The sequence below is a fragment of the Arthrobacter sp. MPF02 genome, from assembly GCF_046605375.1.
GTDB lineage: Bacteria > Actinomycetota > Actinomycetes > Actinomycetales > Micrococcaceae > Arthrobacter.
This window is the reverse complement of the sequence record NZ_CP176772.1, coordinates 423,866-441,162: the sequence shown is the minus strand read 5'-3', so window position 1 is coordinate 441,162 and position 17,297 is coordinate 423,866. Positions and strand designations below refer to the sequence as shown.

Below are 17,297 nucleotides of genomic sequence, written 5' to 3'. Positions count from 1 at the left end.
GGATCGTCACCCGCGCCTTAGAAGTGGCCGTCGGTCTTGACCGCGAGCACGGGGCGGTCCGCCTGCATCAGGATCTGCTGGGCGTGGCTGCCGAGGATGAACTTGCCCACCTGGGTCCGGTGCCGCAGTCCGATTACGATGAGCGAGGCATCCACCTCACGGGCGACGTCGAGGAACTCATCTGCGAGGTCGTGCTGGTATGGCGGCTGGATCACTCGGGCGCGCACTCCTGCCTCCGACGCCCGCTCTGCAGCCTGCGCCAGTACGTCCTCCGGCGCAACGGACTTGTCCACCAGGGCGCCCTGCCGTGCTGAGTTGACGATGACCAGCTCCTGCTTCCGGAGCTTCGCCTCCGCGATGCCGGCCGCGAGTGCCGCCTCACCCGCCGGCGTGGGAACGAACCCGACCACGATGCTCATACCTTCTCCTCGATCTTGTTGGTGGTGGCGGCTCCCGCGCCGCCCTTGCGCTTGGCGATGAATGTGCGGATGGCCGGCAGGAAGGCGACCATCACGAAGACAACCAGCAGGGTGGCCGAAATGGGGCGGGTGAAGAACCCGGTGGCGTCACCGCCGAACATCAGCAGCGAACGGCGCAGGGAGTTCTCCAGCAGCTCGCCAAGGACGAAGGCCAGGACCAGCGGCCCGGGTTCGAAACCGAACTTCTTCATCAGGTAGCCAACGATGCCGAAGACCACCACCAGGGTGACGTCGAACATGCTGTTGTTGATTGTGTAGGCGCCCAGCAGGGTGATCAGGGCCGTGATGGGGGCCAGGATCGCGGCGCGGACGCGGAGGATGCGCACAAAGATCCCCACCAGCGGAAGACTCATGATCAGCAGCAGGATGTTCCCGATGTACATCGAGTTCACCACGCCCCAGAAGAGTTCCGGGTTCTGTTCGACGAGTTGCGGTCCGGGCTGGACGCCCTGGATCAGCAGCGCGCCGAACATCAGCGCCATGGTGGCGTTGGCAGGAATGCCCAGGGTCAGCAGCGGGATGAACGACGACGTCGCTGCCGCATTGTTCGCGGTTTCCGGCCCCGCAACGCCCTCCGGCGCACCCTTGCCGAACCGTTCCGGCTGCCTGGCGCGCTTCTTTTCCATGGCGTAGGAGGCCATCGAGGCGATGGTGGCGCCGCCACCGGGCAGGATGCCAAGGAAGAATCCGAGCACCGAGCCGCGGCCCACGGCCCCGGAGGCCTGCTTCAGGTCGCCCCTCGAGGGCCACACGTTGGAAACTTTCGACGGCGCCTTGGCCGCGCGGTGCCGCTCCTCCAGGTTGTAGAGGATCTCGCCCAGGCCGAAGATGCCCATGGCGATCGGAACAAAGTCGATGCCGTCGGCCAACTCCATGCTGCCGAACGTAAAGCGGCTTTCGCCGGTGAACATGTCCCGGCCTACCGTAGCCAGCAGGAGGCCGATCGCGGCGGCCACCAGCGCCTCGGCCTTGGCGCCGCTGCTGATCGTGGCCACCAGGAGGATGCCCAGCAGCGCCAGCGCGGAGTATTCGGGCGGACCGAAGTCCAGGGCGAACCCTGCCACGACGGGCGCCAGGAAGGTCAGGCCGATGATGGCGGCGGTACCGCCCACAAATGATCCGATCGCGGCAAGGCCCAGGGCGGTGCCGGCACGGCCCTGCCGGGCCATCTGGTAACCGTCGAAAACGGTGACCACGGATGATGCTTCACCGGGAAGCCGCAGCAGGACGGAGGTGATGGTGCCGCCGTACTGGGCGCCGTAGAAGATGCCGGCGAGCATGATGATGGCGGTGACAGGTTCCACGCCGTAGGTCAGCGGAAGCAGGATGGCAATGGTTGCCGCCGGCCCCAATCCGGGCAGCACGCCGATCAGCATGCCGATAACGACGCCGACCAGGCAGTAGAGGAGGTTCGTCGGCTCCAGGACGACTGAAAATCCGTTAATGACAGGATTCAGGAAATCCATGGTGGCTCCTAGAAGAGATGGGGAATGGAGGTGCCGAGCGCCAGGATGAAGATCCCGTAGAACGCGGCCACAACGAGCACGCTGACCAGCACGGTGGACCGCCAGGTTTCACCACCCAGGAACCGCATCCAGATCACGCAGAGGATGAGCGCGGGGATTTCGAACCCGATCAGGGGCATCAGCGCAACCATGGCGGCAAGCGTGACCAGGCCGGTAACCGGAGCCAGGGACATCCGGGTGAACTTTTCGGCATCCCGGTTGCGCCGGCCCAGGATCAGCTGGAAGAGCCCCAGCGCCACCATGACGCAGCTGATCATGAACGGCCATAGCCCCGGTTGCGGGGTGGCAGGAGTGCCAAGGCCCATGGACACGGAGAGCACCAGCGCGCCGATGCCGACGGCGAGCACCACCAGGGAGGAGCCCGCGTTGGCGAGGGCTCCTGCCGCGGGCGGCTTTTCCGCCTCCCACTGCGCGGCCAGCTGCTCGGGGGTCAGGGCTTCGGGCAGGTCATTGGCGTCCCCGCCGGACGGTACGGCGGAACTGCCGTCCCGTCCGGCGGACACTGCTGGAGTGGTCTCCATCGCTGTTACTTGTTTCCGCTCAGGCTGATGCCGTGCTTTTCCACCAGCTCCTTGTACTTGGCGGCGTAGCCCTTCCACTCGGCGACGACTTCCTCGCCGGTGATCTCCTTGGGAGTCAGCATGTTCTTCTCGTTGAACTCCTTGTAGGTGTCCGTCTTGAAGGCCTCCTGGAACGAGGCGAGCAGCTTGTCCTTGACCTCCTGCGGGGTACCCTTCGGTGCTGCCACGGCGCGGTACTGGGCGACGGGAACGTCGTAGCCGGCTTCCTTGGCGGAGGGTACGTCGGGAAGGAAGCTGTTGCGCTCCTCGGAGAAGACGAGCAGCGGCGTCACCTTTCCGGCCTCGATCTGCGGCATTGCCTCGCCGAGCTGGATGGTGGCGAGTTCCACCTGGTTCCCCATTACGGCGGTCAGGGCCGGCTTGCCGCTGTCAAACGGAATGTCGGTGCCGGTCACGTTGGCCTGCTTGAAGAGGACCGTCTGGGCGAGCTGGCTGCCGGTTCCAACGCCGGTGGTGCCGAACGTGACACTGCGGCCGGCGCCGGTCACATCTTTGAAGCTCTTGAACCCGGAATCCGTGCTGGCAACGAGCACGTAATCGTCCTGCGAGAGACCGGCGATGACGTCCAGGTCATCGATGTTCACGGCTTCGTCTGCGCTGACCGCAAGGGGGGTGATGGTGATCAGGGAAGCGTTGAGCAGGACGAGTTCCTGGCCGTCGGCGGGCTTGCCCGCTACTTCCTTGGTGGCCAGGGCGCCATTGGCGCCCGGCTTGTTGACCACGGGCATCGGCGCACCGAGAGACTCCGTGGCACCCTCGGCCAGGGCGCGGGCGATCAGGTCGGTGCTGCCGCCGGCAGCCTGGCCGACGGTGAGCGTGACCGGGCCGTTGGGGTACTTGGACGTGTTGGCCGCACCGCCGGCAACGTTGCCGCCGCAAGCGGTCAGTGCCAGCAGGGTGAAGGCTGACGCCGTTCCGAGGACGGCGCGGCGGGTGGGGAAGTACTTCATTGGAACTCCTCGTTATGTCTCCCGGCTGGGGCCGGACGTTCTGTGAACCGGGTCACCCCGTTCGCTGTGTCGAGTGTAGGGAGCGGTTATGATGCCTGTCTAAGCCCTAATCTGCATCAAGTGATACCGGGAAGGCATCATGTTTACCTTCGACCAGCTGGCCGGCTTTATCGCCGTCGCCGAGGAACTGCATTTCGGCCGGGCGGCCGAGCGCCTGAACATGACCCAGCCGCCACTGAGCCGCCAGATCCAGAAGCTGGAAAAAATCGTCGGCGCCGAACTCCTTGAGCGTGACAACAGGAAAGTCGAACTCACCAATGCAGGCAAGACCTTCCTCGAGGAAGCCCGCCGCCTGATGGCCCTGGCGGAGAGGGCTCCGGTCTCAGCCCGACGAATTGCCTCGGGACGCTCCGGGGTCCTGCGCGTCGGGTTCACGGCCGCCAGCGGGTTCAGCATCCTGGGGCCCCTCCTGGAGGAAATCAACGCAATCATCCCGGACGTGGATGTGGACCTGCAGGAGCTGGTGACCGGAGACCAGATCAGCCGGCTGATGATCGGGGAACTGGACATTGGCCTCGCCCGCCCCCCCTTCGACCGGGAGACTTTCGACTCGCACCTGCTGTACCGGGAGTCGCTGGTCCTCGCGGTTCCGGTCGGACACCCCCTGACACTGCTGGCAAGGGACGTCACCCCCGGTGACTTCAAGGATGAGCCACTCATCATGCATTCACCCATCCAGGCCCGCTACTTCTATGACCTGGTGGTGCGCACCCTTCCCATCCGGCACGAAAATGTGGTCCATACCGTAAGCCAGGTCCTCACCATGGTTTCCCTCGTGGCAGCAAAGCGGGGGGTCGCATTCGTGCCGCATTCGGCAACGATGCTCGGAATCAAAGGCGTGGAGTTCCTGCCGCTGCCGGACGGGGACGGCGGGCAGGTGGAGCTGCACGCCATCTGGAACCGCAGGATCACCAACCCGGCCCTGTCCCGCCTGCTGCGTGATCTCGAATTCGCCATGGAGTGAACCGCAACTGATGCCCCGAAGGTATCAATGGATACAAAAGCGAACTTAGACAGGCATCAGCGGCGCTCCTACTCTGGAGGGGAACCATCAGCCTGCCGCATGCGGCGCACATTACAAAGGACCACACCGTGGCAAAGTACACACCCCAGGAATTGGCGGACATCCTCAAGGACGGCCTGCTGTCCTTCCCTGTCACCTCATTCGACGCCCAGCTGCAGTTCGATGAGGAGAACTACCGCAAGCACCTGGCGTGGCAGGCAAGCTTCCCCGTGGCGGGCCTCTTTGCAGCCGGCGGCACCGGCGAAGGCTTCTCGCTCACCCCGGCAGAATCGGAACGCGTTGTCCGCACCGCCGTGGACGAAGTGGGAAGCCAGGTCCCGGTCCTCGCCTCCGCCGGGGGTTCCACGGCGCAGGCCATCGAGAATGCAAAGGCCGCCGAAGCCGCCGGCGCCGAGGGCCTCCTCCTGCTGCCGCCGTACCTTACGGAAGCGGACCAGGCGGGGCTGATCGAGCATGTCAGCGCGGTCTGCAGCGCCACGTCCCTCGGCATCATCATCTACAACCGCGCCAACGCCATCTACAAAGACACCACGGTGGCCGCCCTGGCCGAGAGGCACGAAAACCTCATCGGCTTCAAGGACGGCGTGGGCGATCTCGAGCACGACGCCCGCGTCTACGCCAAGCTAGGTGACCGCCTGTTCTACCTGGGCGGCCTTCCGACGGCCGAGACCTTCGCCCTCCCCCTGCTGCAGCTGGGTATGAGCACCTATTCCAGCGCCATGTACAACTTCGTCCCGCAGTTCGCCCTGGACTTCTACCAGGACGTCCGCAACAACGACCGCGCAGCCGTGAACAAGAAGCTGAATGACTTCGTGATCCCCTACCTGGACATCCGCGACCGCGTCAAAGGCTACGCTGTGTCCATCGTCAAGGGCGGCCTGGACGCCATCGGCCGTTCCGCCGGCCCTGTCCGCCCGCCGCTGCAGAACCTTACCGAGCAGGACCTGGCGGACCTCAAGGCGCTCATCGCCACCGTTTCCTAACCGTCCCCGCAGACACAGGAGGAACCCATGACCCTCACAGGACATTCACTCATTGCCGGCCAGCCGGTTGTCGGCGAAGGCAAAACCACCAACGGCTTCAACCCGGCCACGAACGAGGCGATCGAGCCTGCCTACTCGCTCCTCACAGAGGAGCAGCTGAAGACCGCAACCGCCGCCGCGAAGGACGCCTTTCCGTCCTTCAGCACCCTGGACCCGGAAACCCACGCGGCCTTCCTCGAGGCCATCGCGGACAACATCGAGGCCATCGGCGACGAACTCATCAGCCGCGCCTGCCAGGAAACCGGCCTACCGGCAGCCCGGCTGCAGGGTGAACGCGCCCGCACCACCGGGCAGCTGCGGCTCTTCGCCGGAGTGGTCCGCCAGGGCGACTTCCGCGGCGTCCGGATTGACCCTGCCATCCCCGAGCGCACCCCGCTGCCCCGCGCCGACATCCGCCAGCGCCAGATCCCGCTCGGTCCCGTGGCGGTCTTCGGTGCCAGCAACTTCCCGCTGGCGTTCTCGACGGCGGGCGGAGACACTGCCTCGGCCCTCGCCGCCGGCTGCCCCGTGGTCTTCAAGGCCCACAACGCCCACCCCGGCACCAGCGAACTCGTCGGCCACGCAGTCACCAAGGCTGTCAAGGACCTTGGCCTGCACCCGGGCGTGTTCTCCCTGATCTACGGCCCCGGCGCCAGCATCGGCCAGGCCCTCGTGGCCGATCCCGCCATCAAGGCGGTCGGCTTCACCGGCTCCCAGGCCGCCGGCATCGCCCTGATGAAAACGGCGGCCGCGCGCCCGGAACCCATTCCGGTCTACGCCGAAATGTCCTCGCTGAACCCGGTCTTCGTCTTCGAAGGCGCACTCAACAGCTCCGCCGAAGACATCGAAGCGCTGGCCCAGCAGTACGTCACCTCCGTCACCGCCAGCTCCGGCCAGCTCTGCACCTCCCCCGGCCTGCTCTTCGCCCCCGAAGGCGATGCGGGCGACAAGCTCGCTGCCGCCGTCGGACGCGCTGTCGCAGCGTGCGCGGGGCAGACCATGCTGACCGCAGGCATAGCGGGCTCCTGGAATGCCGGAACCGAGGCCCTCAGCAGCGCAGAGGGCGTGTCACTGATCGGCCAGGGCACCCCAGGCAGCACCGAAAACGCCCCCGCTCCGGCCATTTTCGGCACCGGGGTGGAGCAGTTCACCAGCAACCACGTCCTGCACGAGGAGATCTTCGGCGCCGCGTCCCTGGTGATCCGCTACCGCAGTACCGAAGACCTGCTCAAGGCCGCAGCCCGGATCGAAGGCCAGCTCACCGCCAGCCTGCACCTCACGGAGGAGGACTACGCCACGGCTGCCCCGCTGATCCCCGTGTTGGAGCAGAAGGTGGGCCGGATCATCGTCAACGGCTGGCCCACGGGTGTCGAAGTAGGCCACGCGATGGTTCACGGCGGGCCCTTCCCCGCCACCTCCGACTCCCGAACCACCTCTGTGGGAACCCTGGCCATCAACCGGTTCCTCCGGCCGGTCGCCTATCAGAACCTTCCCCAGGAACTCCTTCCCGAGCCCCTGCAGGACGCCAACCCCTGGCACCTCAACCGCCGCATCAACGGCGACGTTGTGCCCGCCGAAGAGAAAGCAGAGGCCAGCGCATGAGCAACCAGCCCGTCGTTGCCGGCGTCGAGGTTGTGCCGGTTGCCGGCTACGACAGCATGCTGATGAACCTCAGCGGTGCGCACGGCCCCTTCTTCACGCGCAACGTGGTGATCATTACCGATTCGGACGGCCGCGCAGGCCTGGGCGAGGTGCCCGGCGGCGAAAAGATCCGCACCACCATCGAGGAAGCCGGCGCCCTGATCAAAGGCAGGCCGGTGGCCCGGTACCGCTCACTGCTGCGGGAGGTCGCGGCCGAGTTCGCTGACCGCGACGCCGGCGGCCGCGGACTGCAGACCTTCGACCTGCGCACCACCGTCCACGCCGTGACCGCCGTCGAGTCCGCACTGCTGGACCTGCACGGCCAGTACCTCGGCGTCCCGGTGGCTGAACTCCTGGGCGACGGCCAGCAACGCACTTCCGTGCCCATGCTCGGCTACCTCTTCTTCGTGGGCGACCACAAGCGCACGGACCTGCCGTACCTCGTGGAAGACAACCCCGCCGACCGCTGGGAGGAACTGCGCCGCCAGGAGGCAATGACTCCGGAAGCCGTCGTCGCGCTGGCCGAGGCCGCGCAGGAACGCTACGGCTTCAGCGACTTCAAGCTCAAGGGCGGCGTCCTGTCCGGCGACGACGAGGTGGACGTGGTCACGGCCCTCGCCAGGCGCTTCCCGGACGCGCGGGTCACCCTTGATCCCAACGGCGGCTGGCTCCTTGCCGACGCCATCCGGCTGGGCAAGCGGATGCAGGGCGTGGTGGCGTACGCCGAAGACCCGTGCGGCGCAGAAGGGCGCTTCTCCGGCCGTGAAATGATGGCGGAATTCCGCCGCGCCACCGGCCTGAAGACGGCAACCAACATGATCGCCACCGACTGGCGCGAAATGTCGCATGCCGTCCGCAGCAACGCCGTGGACATCCCACTGGCGGACCCGCACTTCTGGACCATGCACGGTTCGGTCCGGGTGGCCCAGCTCTGCAACGAGTTCGGCCTTATCTGGGGCTCGCACTCGAACAACCACTTCGACATCTCGCTGGCCATGTTCACGCACACCGGCGCGGCAGCCCCGGGTGAAATCACCGCCCTGGACACGCACTGGATCTGGCAGGACGGCCAGGGCCTCACCCGGGAACCGCTGCAGATCAAGGGCGGTGCCATCGAGGTCCCCGACAAGCCAGGCCTGGGCATCGAGCTGGACCGGGATGCCCTGGACAAGGCCCACAAGCTGTACCTGGAGCACGGCCTGGACGCCCGCGACGACAGCATCGGCATGCAGTACTACATTGAAGGCTGGTCCTTCGACCCCAAGCGGCCCTGCCTGGTCCGCTAGGAGGCACAACGGCGGCCCTTTCCGCCCTGCAGATGCAGGGCCGGGAAGGGCCGCCGTTCTGCATGCGGAGAAAAGCACGGGCCATGCCCGGAGGGCATAAAGCGATGCCCTATGTGTGTTGGACGTGCATCACACCCGCGCCCTACAGTAGAAGGGTCGCTGTGGCAGGCCCCACATCCCTCCGCCCCGCAGCAGGCCTGCGTTATCTATCCCAAAGGAATTACATTCAATGAAGTCTGTGGACAATGCTGTCGCGGACGTGGCCACCGCCACGAAAAAGTTCTTCAAGCGCGTGCTGCCCATCATGCTTGTCATGCTGGTATGCAACCAGCTGAACCGCTCCAACATCGGCTACGCCCAGGACCACCTGCAGGCTGACGTGGGGATCGGCGCCGCCGCCTACGGCTTCGGCGCGGGCCTGTTCTTCATCGCCTATGCCATCTTCGAACTTCCCAGCAACGTGATGATGGAGAAGTACGGCGCCAAAGTCTGGCTCACCCGGATCATGATCAGCTGGGGCACAGTCTCCTTCCTGATGGCGTTCGTCCAGAACGAGACCATGTTCTACGTCCTGCGCTTCCTGCTGGGCGCCGCGGAGGCAGGCTTCTTCCCCGCCGTCATCTTCTACTTCGCCCGCTGGGTCCCCGCCGGGCAGCGCGGCAAGGCGACCGCGATCTTCATCGCCGGTTCGTCCATCGCAGCAGCCATCTCCGGCCCCATCGCCGGCCTGCTCCTCAGCCTGCACGGCGCCCTCGGGCTGCGCGGCTGGCAGTGGCTCTTCGGCTTCGAAGGCGCCCTGTCCGTCGTCGTCGGCATGGCGGTGTTCTTCGTCCTCGACGCCAGGATCAAGGACGCCAAGTGGCTGACAGCAGCCGAAAAGGACGCCCTGGCCCAGGCCATCAGCGACGAGGACGCCCAGCACACCAAGACAGACGGCGGCAAGGTCAACCGCTGGAAGATGCTCCTGAACCCGCAGATCCTGCTGCTGTGCGGCATCTACTTCTCGGTCCAGCTGTCCATCTACGCCAACACGTTCTGGCTTCCCAGCATCATCAAGCAGATTCCCGGCACCACTGACCTGACCGTCGGCTTCCTTTCTTCGATCCCGTGGGTGTGCGCCGTGTTCGCCATGTACTTCGCGGCCAAGCTGCAGGACAAGGCCCGTTCAAAGAAGCCGCTTTTGGTGGCCGCACTGCTCACCGCCGCCGTGGGCACGTTCGCCGCCGCCATCGCCTCCCCCGTCATGGCGCTGGTCTTCCTGGCCATCGCCGCCATGGGCTTCAAGAGCGCGTCCCCACTGTTCTGGACCATCCCGCAGGCCGGCCTGCACCCGCTGGTCCTGGCCCCGGCCATCGCCATCATCAATTCCCTGGGCAACCTTGGTGGTTTCGTGGCCCCGTTCGGCTTCGGGATCATCAAGGAACAGACGGGCAGCGTCATCCCCGGCCTCTTCGCGCTGGCTGCGGCATCCACGCTGGCCGCAGGGCTGGTCTACTTCCTGAAGGAACGGCGCAGCGACCAGGAGCAAACCGACGACCTTCCGGTGGAGGCAGTCGAGGCGGTTCCCGCCCGCGCCTGAGGCGCCAGCATATAAAGACCGCCAGGCGTCCAAAACGCTGGTACGGTGCGGGGACGCCATAGCGATACGGCGGCCTGCACCGTGCCGGCGTTTTCGCCGTTGTGGCTAGCCGCCGGAGATCACCAGGGCGACGCTGTGGCCGCCGAAGCCGAACGCGTTCACCAGCCCGGCACGTGCCGGGCCGGCCGGCAGTTCAACCGCATCTTCCGTGATGACATTCAGGTCCAATTCAGGATCCAGCCGGTCCACGTTGAGTGTGCCGGGGAGCTTTCCGGACTTCAGGGCCTGGAGGACCACGACGGCGGCGAGCGCACCTGCGCCGCCCAGCAGGTGTCCGGTGTGCCCCTTGGTCGAGGTTACTGGAATGCCTGGGCCGAAGACGGCGCTGATGGCCTGTCCCTCAAGCCGGTCCCCCACGGGCGTTGAGGTGGCGTGGGCATGGACGAAGCCGATGTCCGGCGGTGTCAGGCCGGCGGACTCCAGCGCCTTCTCCATGACGCGCCGCTGCATCGCAGGGTCCGCTGCCACAATGTCGTTTGCGTCCGAGGTCACCGCTCCCCCGGCTACGGACCCAAGCACTGCAGCGCCACGGGCGCGGGCGTGCTCTTCGCTTTCCAGCACCACCACCCCGGCGCCCTCGGACAGCACAAAGCCGTCCCGGCCGCCGTCGAACGGGCGGGAGGCGCCCTTCGGGTCGCCTTCGCGGGTGGACAGTGCCCGGATCTGGGAGAAGCCGGTAATCACCAGGTCGTTGACGGAAGCGTCCACGCCCCCGGCAATAACGACGTCGGCAGCACCTGAGCGGATCATCTCCGCTGCCTGGACAATCGCTTCAGCCCCGGAAGCACACGCGCTCACCGGAGTGCGGGCGCCGCCGCGGGCGCCCAGGTCGATGGAAACCCACGCCGCCGGCCCGTTCGCCATGAGCCGGGTCAACGTGTGGGGCGACACCTTGCGCGGGCCGGACTCAGCCAGGACGCGGTCCTGCTCAATGGTGGAACCGAGGCCGCCGTATGCGGAGCCGATCACCACGGCGAAGCGCTCCGGATCCACCTCGGGAGTTCCTGCCTGCGCCCAAGCCTCGCGGGCTGCGATCAGGGCAAGCTGGCCGCAGCGGTCCATCCGCTTGACCTCGCGCGTGCTGAGGTGCGAAGAGAGGTCCGCGGGGGCCTGCCCGGCAATCTTCACCGGCAGCTGCTGCGCCCACTCCGCGTCCAGTGCTGCGATGCCGGACTGCCCGGTGAGCAGGGCCGCCCAGGTTTCAACCACCGAGGAACCGAGCGGGTTGATGGTGCCGGTGCCGGTCACAACGGCGCGGGGCCGGGTTGCGTTCATGATGCCCTACTTTGCGGGGTTGTGCGTGCCGATGGGCACGAGCGTGAGGTCCGGGTGGTTCTTTTCGATTCGCCGCAGTGCCCAGATGTCGTTGAACAGGGCGAGGTATTCACCATCAGACCGCAGCAGCACCTCCGCGCCCGGCACGTTGGCCAGCGCGGGCATGGCGTCCGCCGTCGTAATCCTCGCCATCGAATAGGGCAGGCGCTCCAGGCGCATCGGGGCGCTGAAATCGTGGGCCATGCGGTCCTCCACCACCTCGAACTGCATGGGCCCGACGGCGGCAAGCACCGGCGCCTGGTCCCCGCGGACGTCGGAGCGGAGCACCTGGATGACGCCCTCGTGCTCGAGCTGCTCAATGCCGCGGCGGAACTGCTTGAACTTGCTGGGATCCTTGGACCGCGCCACCTGGAAGTGTTCGGGCGCGAACAGCGGAATGGCGGGGTACTCCACGGACTGCTCTAGGAAGAGGCTGTCGCCGACGCGCAGCGAGGACGCGTTCACCAGTCCCACGACGTCGCCGGGGTACGCCTCGTCGATCACTTCGCGCTCCCGGCCAAACACCTGCTGGGCGTATTTGGTGGCGAAAGACTTGCCGGTTCGCGTCTGGGTGACCACCATGCCGCGCTCGAAGACGCCGGAGCAGACGCGGATGAAGGCCACGTGGTCCCGGTGGGCCTTGTTCATCCCGGCCTGCACCTTGAACACGAAGCCGGAAAACGGCGACTCGACAGGCCGGGCGTTGCCGTTCACGTCCGGGCGCGGCGATGCCGGCGGCGCGAAGTCCACGAGCGCGTCCAGCAGCTCCTTGACGCCGAAGTTGAGCGCTGCCGAGCTGAACAGGATGGGCGTGGCTTTGCCTTCATGGAAGGCGTCGACGTTGAACGCGAGGTTGGACTCGATCACCAGGCCGGCCTCGTCCACGGCATCGGACCAGTTGCTTCCCTGGTCCTGAGCTGCTTCCTCCGGGCTGAAGTATTCGGTGAGGGCAATCTGCGCACCGGCGTTGTTGCGCTCGAACCTGGCGAAGCGGTCGTTACGGAGATCCCAAACGCCGCGGAAGTCACCGGAGATGCCCACGGCCCAGGTGAGCGGCATCGGCTGCAGGCCGGTGCGTTCGGTGATCTCGTCCATCAGGGCGAGCGCGTCCAGGCCGGGGCGGTCCCACTTGTTGATGACGGTGATGATGGGCAGGTTGCGCTGCTTGCAGACCTCGAACAGTTTCATTGTCTGGGTTTCCAGGCCCTTGGCGGCGTCCACGAGCATCACGGCACAATCCACCGCGGCCAGGACGCGGTAGGTGTCCTCGGAGAAGTCGGCGTGGCCGGGGGTGTCCAGCAGGTTGATGACGGTGTCCCGGTAGGAGAACTGCAGCGCCGCGGAGCTGATGGAGATGCCGCGGTCCTTTTCCATCTGCATCCAGTCCGAAACGGTTTCCTTGCGGTTCGCCTTGCCGCTGGAGGCGCCGGCGGTGCCGATCACCTTGGCGTGCAGGGCGAGCGCTTCCGTCAGCGTGGACTTGCCGGCGTCCGGGTGGGAGATGACAGCAAAGGTACGACGCCGGTTCGCTTCTTTGTGAATGGCAGAGACCCGGGCGGGGGTCAGGACATCTTGGGACACGGTGCTACTTTCGCTGCGGTTGGGACTGCCCGTGCGCCGGACTTCGAAGTATTGCTTTCCAGCGCACCGTTTGAGGGCTTGGCGGCGCGGGGCCGGTAACGGCTGGCGGACAGCCAAGTCCCAAGTTTATCGCAGGGCCGCAACCGGCCCGCTGGCCCGGTGGCCGGTTCCGCTTAACACCGGTGAAACCAGCGGTTCAAAACCGCGAAACGGGCCGCCGCTACCGTGGGCTCATGACGAAGTCCGGCAAACTGTTTTTCGACCCCCTGTCCCCCGGCCTGGAGCCCGCATTGAAGCAGGATCGCACCTCCGGCGTCCCGGCTTCCGGTACCTCCAGCAACGGGACCCAGACGGCAGCCGAGCTGAAGGCTTTGCGCGCAGCATCGCTCGCGCAGGTAAGCAGGGACCTGGAGCGCATGCTCCGGGAGCGTGCACGCTAGGTTCGCTCCTTCGGCCGGGGTAACGGCATGATGTGTCCATGCGCAGCATCGAACTGGTCTTCGACGCCCCCACCGATTCCACCATCCGCGCCGACTGGTCACGGCTTGCAGCCGCCGGCGTCCCCAGCCTGGCAGGGCACACGGCCCCCAGCAACAGCCCGCACATCACCCTCGCGGCAGGGCCCGGGCTCCGGCTGCCTGCGGACCTGGACGGCCTGTGGCGTTTGCTGCCCCTTGACGTGGAGTTCTCCGGCGCGCAGCTGTTTCCGGCGGGACCGGGCAAGTTTGTCCTCGCCCGGTCGGTGGTGGTCACAGGCCCGCTCCTCCAGCTTCACACCCGCCTCCACTCCGGCATCCCGGAAGCCCTGCCGCTGACCAGGCCCGGCGCCTGGACTCCCCATGTCACCCTCGCCCGGCGTGTTCCGGCAGCGCTGCTGGGACCCGCCATGGACGTACTGGACCTGCGCCTGCAAGGCCAGTGCAGCGGAGCCCGGCTCTGGGACAGCACCACACGGACCATCACGCCGTTGCACTGACGGCGGAAATACCTGCTTGGCACCGGGCCCCGAGGACGGTTCCGCAGCACTTTCCGGCACCTTCGAGCGGGGTACTTTGGGGCTTGCCCGTGCGGAACTTGGTGTTCCTTGCCCCTATCATTGTGCTTACGGGAAAATGAGTACTTTTTGATCCTGCCGGCCAACCGTGAATGCCGGCATTCTTGCGGGCACTGTTCCGCAGCTTTGAAGGGAAAAACCTATGGCGCGGAGCCCCGAGGAACAACTGCGGGCGACTCTGGGCAGGGTGGCACCCGGAACACCCCTCCGCGACGGCCTGGAACGCATCCTCCGCGGGCGGACCGGCGCCCTGATCGTCCTGGGCTCGGACCGCACCGTGGACTCCATCTGCTCCGGCGGCTTCGATATCGGCATCGACTTCTCCCCCACGCGGCTTCGCGAGCTGGCCAAGATGGACGGTGCCATCATCTGCGACAGGGACGCCGGCAACATCCTCCGGGCCGCCGTCCAGCTTGTGCCGGATCCCAGCATCGAGACGCAGGAGTCAGGCACCCGGCACCGCACCGCCGAACGCGTTGCAATCCAGACCGGCGTTCCGGTCATCTCAGTCAGCCAGTCCATGCAGATCATCGCCCTGTACGTGAACGGACTGCGGCATGTGCTGGAAGGCTCGGAAAAAGTCCTGGCACGCGCAAACCAGGCCCTCGCCACGCTCGAACGCTACCGCTCACGCCTTGACCAGGTCACCAGCTCGCTGTCCGCCCTCGAAATCGAGGCGATGGTGACAGTCCGGGACGTGGCTGTCACCCTGCAGCGGCAGGAGATGGTCCGGCGAATCTCGGAGGAAATCTCGCAGTACGTCCTGGAACTGGGCGAAGACGGCCGCCTGCTGTCCCTGCAGCTCGACGAACTGACGGTGGGCCGGGGGCCGGGCAGCGACGTCATTATCCGCGATTACGCCAGCCCCGCTGCCTCTCCGGAGGACATCGAGCAGGCCGTGAGCGCCCTCAACAACCTGGGCCCCACCGAGCTGATCGACCTCGGCAAGATTTCCGGGATCGTGGGGTTTGCCGGCGGCGAAGCCAACCTCGACGCCGTCGTCCAGCCCCGCGGCTACCGTCTCCTGTCCGGGCTGAAGGCCGTTCCCAAGGCAGTGGCGGACCGGTTGGTGGACCACTTCGGCGGACTGCAGTTCCTGATGGCCGCCACCATCGACGACCTCATGACTGTTGACGGCATCGGCGACCAGCGGGCCAGGACCGTCCGCGAGGGCCTGAGCCGGATGGCGGAAGCGAGCCTGCTGGACCGCTTCCTGTAGCCGCGCCGTCCGTCCGCGCGCCCGGAATTCTCAGCTCAGCTGGAAGACTGCCTTTGGGCTGGCCTTGGAACCGAGCCTGGCCGTGAAAATGTAGTAGGCCCCGCCCCCTCCGGGTTTGGCATCCACCACCGAACAGCCCTCCACCGTCCGGTTCCGCTGCCAGGGAAAGTTGGCGGTTTCACTGCCGCCGGGAGGGATGACTTTCACCAGGTCCTCACCGGACGTCTGGCAGTCCCGGGACGAGAAAACACGGTCCGGGCCGCTCGTAACCAGGAACTCCATCTGCGACGTACCGATGTTGACCTGGCAAGGGGCAGTCCCGCCATTGGTGACCTTCAAGGTCAGCAGGGGCTTCTCCTCGGGTCCGTAGGCGGCCTTGTCGGTCGAGGCCGAGACCGTCACCAGGTTCTGGTTGCAGGTGGGTGTGGCGGAAGGAGTGGGCGTTGGCGTGGCGGTGGCCGTCGCTGAGGGGGAAGCCGACTCGCTTGGAGCCGGGGAGGCGCTGGCGCTGCTGGTCGCGCCCGTGGACGAGGTTTGCTCCGAACCGCCGCCGAAAGCGCCAGCCACCGCAAACCCGCCCACCACCAGGGCAACGACCAGCAACAGTGCTCCACCAACAGCCAGGCGGCGCCGCCGGTAGACGGCAGGGCTGGGCTTCCGGACGCTGCTGGAGCCGGATGCCGATGCCTTGCCGCGTGCTGATGAAGTACCTTCCCTGCCCATTCTTCTAGGCTAGGGAACGGTACGGATTCTTCACTGCCACCACGCCGCCTGACCGGCAAGGCGCTGGTCACATCCCGTTTTCCGGCTCGGGAAAACCATCCATTACAGTGTTGGGATCGACACCAAGACTCCCCTTCCAGCTTCGCCCGGTATCCCGCCGGATGCCACAGAACTGCAGCAGCTGCACGCCAAAATCAATGACTGGTTCGCCGAAACGGCCCGTGACCTGCCCTGGCGCGAAGCTGATTGCCCGGCGTGGGGCGTGCTGGTCAGCGAGATCATGCTGCAGCAGACACCTGTTGTCCGGGTGCTGCCCGTCTGGCACGAATGGCTCAAGCGTTGGCCAACGCCGGCCGGACTGGCGGGTGAACCCGCAGGGGAAGCCGTGCGCTCCTGGGGCCGGCTGGGATACCCCCGCCGGGCGCTGCGCCTGCACGCCGCCGCCGTCGCCATCAGCAGGAAGCACGGCGGCAAGGTGCCGGACACCTACCCCGAGCTGCTGGCACTGCCGGGAGTTGGAAGCTACACGGCGGCGGCTGTGGCAGCCTTCGCCTACGGCCGCCGGGAAACGGTGGTGGACACCAACATCCGGCGGGTCCACGCGCGGCTGGTTTCCGGGAACGCACTGCCTGCTCCCGCCCTGACCGCCGCTGAGATGCGCCTGGCAGCCTCGCTGCTGCCGGCGGACCGTGCCGCCTCCGTACGCTGGAACGCCGGGGTCATGGAACTGGGCGCGCTGGTGTGCACTGCCCGGGCACCCAAATGCCCGGCGTGCCCCGTGAGGGATTCCTGCGCCTGGCTCGCGGCAGGCGGGCCGCCGCCGTCGTACGTTCCCAAGGGACAGGCCTGGCACGGCACCGACCGGCAGGTCCGCGGCGCCGTGGTGGCAGTGCTGCGGCTGGCCGAGGCTCCCGTGCCGGCCGACCTGTTCCACCACGAGCCGGCAGACCTCGGCTTCGCCCCGGTAGGAATCGGTGTCCCGCTGGCCGCCTTGCACCGGCTGAATCCGCCGCCGGAGCAGCTGGAGCGCGCCCTCGCCGGGTTGCTGGCAGACGGCCTGGCTGAAATGCACGACGGCGGCTACCGGCTTCCAGCCTGAACCTGCGGGATCTCCTTTTGACCGTCAGTGGCGCAGGCGCCATAACAATGCCGCTGTCACTTTTCCGTCGCAGGCACGGTGCTGCCTGGGCAGTCGTAC

16 protein-coding genes are annotated in these 17,297 nt (G+C 66.6%); 9 read left to right on the top strand and 7 right to left on the bottom strand.

The features are described from left to right. Window positions 1-17: 17 nt before the first annotated feature. Genes ACLH0K_RS02075 through ACLH0K_RS02060 form a run of 4 tightly spaced genes read right to left on the bottom strand, consistent with a single transcriptional unit; the run spans window position 18 to window position 3,536 of the window. Entirely contained in the window at window positions 18-419 is a 402-nt protein-coding gene (locus ACLH0K_RS02075; protein WP_411375221.1) for a universal stress protein, read from the bottom strand. Beyond that, the gene (locus tag ACLH0K_RS02070; protein WP_411375220.1) at window positions 416-1,945 is read right to left on the bottom strand and encodes a tripartite tricarboxylate transporter permease; all 1,530 of its coding nucleotides are present in this window, start codon (window positions 1,943-1,945) and stop codon (window positions 416-418) included. The genes ACLH0K_RS02075 and ACLH0K_RS02070 overlap by 4 nt, the downstream gene beginning before the upstream one ends. An 8-nt stretch (window positions 1,946-1,953) precedes the next feature. Further along, window positions 1,954-2,526 (bottom strand): tripartite tricarboxylate transporter TctB family protein, encoded by a 573-nt coding sequence (locus ACLH0K_RS02065; protein WP_411375219.1) that lies wholly within the window; start codon window positions 2,524-2,526, stop codon window positions 1,954-1,956. Between the two features lie 5 nt (window positions 2,527-2,531). After that, entirely contained in the window at window positions 2,532-3,536 is a 1,005-nt protein-coding gene (locus ACLH0K_RS02060) for a Bug family tripartite tricarboxylate transporter substrate binding protein (protein WP_411375218.1), read from the bottom strand. A gap of 139 nt (window positions 3,537-3,675) precedes the next feature. On the opposite strand from ACLH0K_RS02060, the gene ACLH0K_RS02055 reads away from it, so the two are divergent. The 5 genes from ACLH0K_RS02055 (at window position 3,676) to ACLH0K_RS02035 (ending at window position 10,148) form a co-directional block, all read left to right on the top strand. Beyond that, window positions 3,676-4,560, top strand: a complete 885-nt coding sequence (locus ACLH0K_RS02055; RefSeq protein WP_411375217.1) for a LysR family transcriptional regulator — start codon at window positions 3,676-3,678, stop codon at window positions 4,558-4,560. Between the two features lie 128 nt (window positions 4,561-4,688). Continuing rightward, entirely contained in the window at window positions 4,689-5,603 is a 915-nt protein-coding gene (kdgD, locus tag ACLH0K_RS02050; protein WP_411375216.1) for a 5-dehydro-4-deoxyglucarate dehydratase, read from the top strand. A 27-nt stretch (window positions 5,604-5,630) separates the two neighbouring features. Continuing rightward, window positions 5,631-7,244 (top strand): aldehyde dehydrogenase (NADP(+)), encoded by a 1,614-nt coding sequence (locus ACLH0K_RS02045; RefSeq protein ID WP_411375215.1) that lies wholly within the window; start codon window positions 5,631-5,633, stop codon window positions 7,242-7,244. Next, entirely contained in the window at window positions 7,241-8,569 is a 1,329-nt protein-coding gene (locus ACLH0K_RS02040; protein WP_411375214.1) for an enolase C-terminal domain-like protein, read from the top strand. Before ACLH0K_RS02045 ends, ACLH0K_RS02040 begins: the two co-directional genes overlap by 4 nt. 229 nt (window positions 8,570-8,798) lie before the next feature. Further along, window positions 8,799-10,148 carry an MFS transporter gene (locus ACLH0K_RS02035; RefSeq protein ID WP_411375213.1) on the top strand — a complete coding sequence of 450 codons (1,350 nt, stop codon included), beginning with the start codon at window positions 8,799-8,801 and terminating at the stop codon, window positions 10,146-10,148. A gap of 105 nt (window positions 10,149-10,253) precedes the next feature. Here the strand turns inward: ACLH0K_RS02035 and ACLH0K_RS02030 are convergent, their stop codons facing one another. Together ACLH0K_RS02030 and ACLH0K_RS02025 are read right to left on the bottom strand one after the other, a co-directional pair. Beyond that, entirely contained in the window at window positions 10,254-11,483 is a 1,230-nt protein-coding gene (locus ACLH0K_RS02030) for a beta-ketoacyl-[acyl-carrier-protein] synthase family protein (RefSeq protein ID WP_411375212.1), read from the bottom strand. A 6-nt stretch (window positions 11,484-11,489) separates the two neighbouring features. After that, window positions 11,490-13,103 carry a peptide chain release factor 3 gene (locus ACLH0K_RS02025; protein ID WP_411375211.1) on the bottom strand — a complete coding sequence of 538 codons (1,614 nt, stop codon included), beginning with the start codon at window positions 13,101-13,103 and terminating at the stop codon, window positions 11,490-11,492. Window positions 13,104-13,336: 233 nt separating this feature from the next. On the opposite strand from ACLH0K_RS02025, the gene ACLH0K_RS02020 reads away from it, so the two are divergent. The 3 genes from ACLH0K_RS02020 to disA all read left to right on the top strand — a co-directional run bounded on the left by ACLH0K_RS02020 (window position 13,337) and on the right by disA (window position 15,376). Continuing rightward, complete coding sequence (locus tag ACLH0K_RS02020) at window positions 13,337-13,543, top strand: hypothetical protein (protein ID WP_411375210.1); 207 nt, start codon at window positions 13,337-13,339, stop codon at window positions 13,541-13,543. A gap of 38 nt (window positions 13,544-13,581) precedes the next feature. Then, complete coding sequence (locus ACLH0K_RS02015; RefSeq protein WP_411375209.1) at window positions 13,582-14,079, top strand: 2'-5' RNA ligase family protein; 498 nt, start codon at window positions 13,582-13,584, stop codon at window positions 14,077-14,079. Between the two features lie 220 nt (window positions 14,080-14,299). Continuing rightward, a complete protein-coding gene (gene disA, locus ACLH0K_RS02010; protein ID WP_411375208.1) occupies window positions 14,300-15,376 on the top strand; it encodes a DNA integrity scanning diadenylate cyclase DisA in 1,077 nt (358 codons plus the stop codon). A gap of 30 nt (window positions 15,377-15,406) precedes the next feature. Here disA and ACLH0K_RS02005 read toward each other — a convergent pair whose 3' ends face one another. Beyond that, complete coding sequence (locus ACLH0K_RS02005) at window positions 15,407-16,099, bottom strand: hypothetical protein (protein WP_411375207.1); 693 nt, start codon at window positions 16,097-16,099, stop codon at window positions 15,407-15,409. 262 nt (window positions 16,100-16,361) lie between these two features. Between ACLH0K_RS02005 and ACLH0K_RS02000 the strand changes: the two genes are divergently transcribed. Next, a complete protein-coding gene (locus ACLH0K_RS02000; protein ID WP_411375206.1) occupies window positions 16,362-17,198 on the top strand; it encodes an A/G-specific adenine glycosylase in 837 nt (278 codons plus the stop codon). Window positions 17,199-17,297: the final 99 nt, after the last annotated feature.